Origin of the sequence: Streptomyces millisiae (assembly GCF_031845425.1) — a bacterium.
In the GTDB taxonomy this organism is placed as follows: domain Bacteria; phylum Actinomycetota; class Actinomycetes; order Streptomycetales; family Streptomycetaceae; genus Streptomyces; species Streptomyces millisiae.
In genome coordinates this window covers 1-384 of sequence record NZ_JAVREM010000425.1, presented here as the reverse complement: position 1 = coordinate 384, position 384 = coordinate 1, and the positions used below count along the sequence as shown (strand labels likewise).

The window sequence follows — 384 nt, the reverse complement described above, 5'->3', positions numbered from 1 at the left end:
GGCGGTGGTGGTCGTCCATGAGGTGCCGGGAGACGTCGATCTTGAGGACGCCGAGCTCGGCGTCGAGGCGTTCGCGGGCGGTCATCTCTCGCAGCCCCGACGACCCGGCCGTGTGCGGGGTGGTGGAGAGCGGCAACTGCCCGGGCCCGGGGCGGGTGCGGGCCTGGCGGTGGAGCTCGGTCGCCTGGAGCAGCAGGTCCCGGCGGGACGCCTCGCCCTTGAGCTGGTCGAGGGCGCCGATGCTGATGAGGCGCTCGACCGTGGGGAGCTTGAGAAGCGCGCGGGCGTAGAAGTCCTGGAGTGAGGTGTACGGCTGGCCTGCCGTGATCCGGGCGACCTCGTCGTCGGAGATGCCGTGCACCGTGGACAGGGAGATCCGCACAC

At 71.9% G+C, this 384-nt stretch carries 1 protein-coding gene; it reads right to left on the bottom strand.

The features are described 5' to 3' along the window. Positions 1-384, bottom strand: a 384-nt coding sequence (locus RNC47_RS37400) for a helix-hairpin-helix domain-containing protein (RefSeq protein WP_449657373.1), incomplete at both ends; no start/stop codon positions are given.